6 protein-coding genes are annotated in these 3,335 nt (G+C 33.8%); 5 read left to right on the top strand and 1 reads right to left on the bottom strand.

The window, feature by feature from the left end:
- Positions 1–109: 109 nt before the first annotated feature.
- Positions 110–586: a DUF2621 family protein gene (locus tag TJ68_RS03735; RefSeq protein WP_040928822.1), complete on the bottom strand. Its 477-nt coding sequence runs from the start codon at positions 584–586 to the stop codon at positions 110–112.
- Positions 587–698: 112 nt separating this feature from the next.
- Between TJ68_RS03735 and TJ68_RS03730 the strand changes: the two genes are divergently transcribed.
- From TJ68_RS03730 to TJ68_RS03715, 5 genes are all read left to right on the top strand, one after another.
- Positions 699–899: a DUF1659 domain-containing protein gene (locus TJ68_RS03730; protein WP_040928821.1), complete on the top strand. Its 201-nt coding sequence runs from the start codon at positions 699–701 to the stop codon at positions 897–899.
- A gap of 16 nt (positions 900–915) precedes the next feature.
- Positions 916–1,128 carry a DUF2922 domain-containing protein gene (locus tag TJ68_RS03725; RefSeq protein ID WP_040928820.1) on the top strand — a complete coding sequence of 71 codons (213 nt, stop codon included), beginning with the start codon at positions 916–918 and terminating at the stop codon, positions 1,126–1,128.
- Entirely contained in the window at positions 1,129–1,251 is a 123-nt protein-coding gene (locus tag TJ68_RS08265; RefSeq protein ID WP_179853813.1) for a YvrJ family protein, read from the top strand.
- A gap of 78 nt (positions 1,252–1,329) precedes the next feature.
- Positions 1,330–2,442 (top strand): exonuclease SbcCD subunit D, encoded by a 1,113-nt coding sequence (locus tag TJ68_RS03720; protein ID WP_040928819.1) that lies wholly within the window; start codon positions 1,330–1,332, stop codon positions 2,440–2,442.
- A partial coding sequence (locus tag TJ68_RS03715) for an AAA family ATPase (protein WP_040928818.1) occupies positions 2,429–3,335 on the top strand: 907 nt, incomplete at its 3' end. The genes TJ68_RS03720 and TJ68_RS03715, both read left to right, overlap by 14 nt.

The following is a 3,335-nucleotide window of genomic DNA, read 5'->3' as shown; positions in this document are numbered from 1 at the left end:
CTATATAAATATTCATAACTAAATCCTTTCTGTACTTTTACACTATTATATCATACAAAAACCCCTTTAAAGTTGATTATTAGTTTCAACTTTAAAGGAGTCATTTCAATTACTCAACCTTTTTTAATGCTTCTGTTTGTTCAAATATAGAGAATTTTTGTTTTTCATCGTCTGCGAGTTCAAAGAGCTTCTCGTATGGTTTGTAGTCGATGTTTAACTCGTCCAGTTTTTTCTTCATAAAACCGTGATCTCTTTTTGGTGTCGCGATGATATAACCTTTCATGATTTGGTCTAAATGAATTGTATCTACCTTCTCATCTAACGCGATTTTTGAGATGCGTCCGGCGATTCTTTGTTTCGCTACGTCTCTAAATAATTGTGGTACAGGTGACACAAGTTCATCTAACAGTTCTCGTGCTTCATCGTTCCATAATGGTAATGCTTGTTCTATATAATACTCTTGCCAATCGAGTTCTGACCATCCATCTTCTCTCGGCAATGCTTTTAAAAACTTTCTAAACATAAAATAGCCACCGATCGCAAGGAGTCCAATCATTAAGAATCCCCATAAGGCGATCATCCACATGACAAAATCACTATACACGTCCTTCACCTCTTAACTAGATTATAGAAAATAAAAATATTTATGTCCATTTTTCTAAATGGAACGATATATAGGGTGTAAGGAGGTGAGACACATGATTAAATCACTAGCAGCGAAATTTGTGTATGAAGAGGAAGACATGTCTGGTAAAGAAGTTTTAAAGACACGTACGTTAAATCGTCTTTCAGTACACACAGGAAATGATGCTTTACTACGATTAAGTGAAGCATACGGTAACTTAAAAGGAGAAAAATACGTCAACGTATTTAAAGTCATTACGGAAGAAGTAAACTAATTAAGGAGGAAACAAAATGTCTAGAAAACTTATTTTACAATTTGAAACAGAATATGAAGGAGTATTTAACTTCACGATTAATGAACCAAAAGATGGACTCTCTCAAGAGGAAGTCGAGTTAGAAGCTCAAAAAATTATCGACTCAAAAGCGTTAATTTCAAAAGACGGTGCACCGGTACGTCTAAAGAGTGCCAAAATTGTCACTCAAGACGTTGAAACGCTCGTGTAAATGGATATTACACAACTCGTTAGTGACGTTGGATTTCCTATCGTCATCACGTTCTTCCTCTTGCACCGTATGGAACGAAAGCTCGACCAAGTAGTGATGGCACTTCAAAATCTATCGAACTAACAAAAAGCCCTTCGGGGCTTTTTTTTGTTTTTAAAACTTTTCTAACTCGTATAGAATGATGAGTAAAGAGGTGCTACTATGAAAATTTTACATACAGCAGATTGGCATATCGGGAAACGTTTAAACCGCCAATCTTTAATTGATGATCAGCGCTATGTGCTCGACCAGTTATTAACATATATAGATGAGAACGATGTGGACGCGGTTGTGATTGCAGGAGATTTATACGATAAAAAACAACCGTCTCAAGAAGCGATGAACGTCTTAAACTATTATTTAAAAGAAATCAATTTAGTACGTAAAAAGCCAATATTTTTAATTAGTGGAAATCATGATAGTAAACCATATATCGACGCACGTAGCGAGTGGTTTCAAGCGAATCACTTTTACGTAAACACTGAACTTGAAAACTGTTTTACACCAGTCACGTTTAATGACGTTGATTTTTATTTATTACCGTATATTGAAATACCTGAAGTGAGACATTATTTTAATGACGATACGATCGATACGTTCGAAAAAGCATACCGCCGTGTGATAGATGAGATTACAAACAATTTTAAACGAGAAAATAATATACTCGTCGGTCATTTATTTGTTTCTGGGAGTAAAGAATCAGAATCCGAGGAAAAAATTACGATCGGTTTAACTGAAGAAGTGTCACATACAATTTTTGAACCGTTCGATTATACGTTACTCGGTCATTTACATAGACATAATGCATTTAATAGTGAAAAAACGTTTTATAGTGGTGCGATAATGAAATATAGTTTCGATGAAGCGAACGATAAAAAAGGGTTTAAAGTGATTGATACTGATAAGAACACAGTTGAATTTATCGAATTTGAATTACTTCACGACCTCATCTATTTTAAAGGAAGTTTTAAAGATATTATTACCGGTGAAGTAGAGATTGAAGACAAAGATGCATACATCAAATTTGAGTTAACCGATATGGAAGGGTTCACGGAACCGATGACAGCGTTAAAACAACTGTATAAAAACACGCTCGTATTATCACGAAAAATTGAACGCTATGAAAACGATGAAATCGAGATAGACACTAATAACACGACTGACGATCAAATTTTTAAGTTGTTTTATGAAAAATTTACAGGTCGTGAACCGACAGAGTTTGAATTTGAAACGTTTAATAAACATTTAAGAGGGATTACAGATGAAACCAATTAAATTACAGATGGAGTTTATCGGTCCATATAAAAATGAAACGATTGATTTCACACGCTTAAACGACTCATTATTTTTAATATCAGGTCGCACGGGATCTGGGAAATCTATGATTTTTGATGCGATTACGTATGCATTATTTGCGACAGCTTCTACAGAGAGTAGAGGTGGTGAGTCTTTAAGAAGCCAGTTTGCAAGTGATGATGAATTGTCAAAAGTTAATTTAGATTTTTATCATCGTGGTAAACAATACCGAATCGAACGTACGTTGACATACAAAAAAAGAACGAACAAAAATCCAACGACAGGCCAAGCAGCAATATACAATGACTTCGGTGAACTCATCGTATCCGGATTACAGGAAGTGTCAAAATACGTCGAAGAACTCCTTCATATGTCAGCGCGACAATTTAGACAAATTGCACTATTACCACAAGGAGAATTTAAAAAGTTACTCACTGCAAATACGAAAGACAAAGAAGAAATTTTAAAAACATTATTTGGTACGGAACGTTTTAACGACGTGTACAAAAGTATTTATAAAGAATATAAAGATAAAGACAATAGACGACAATTACTTTATAAAGAAATTGAAACGCAGTTATTATCTGTTTCAAAAGAACCAGTTTTAGAATTCAACACGTCATTAAAATCTTTTACAGAAAAAATTGAACAAGATAAACGTGTGTTAAATAAAAAGAAAAAAGAAATAGAGCCTGTTGAATTATACATTGAAAAGTTATCTAAAACAATTCAAGAAGACGAGCAGCATAATGAACGGTTATTAGAATTTAATAAAACAAACGTATCATTATCTGAATTGCGTGCACAATCTGACGAAATTAAAGAAACAGAACGTACATTACAATTAGTAAATGAACTATCTAAAATTAAAG

This window comes from Nosocomiicoccus massiliensis (assembly GCF_000438455.1).
GTDB lineage: Bacteria > Bacillota > Bacilli > Staphylococcales > Salinicoccaceae > Nosocomiicoccus > Nosocomiicoccus massiliensis.
This window is presented reverse-complemented; position numbering and strand designations above follow the sequence as displayed.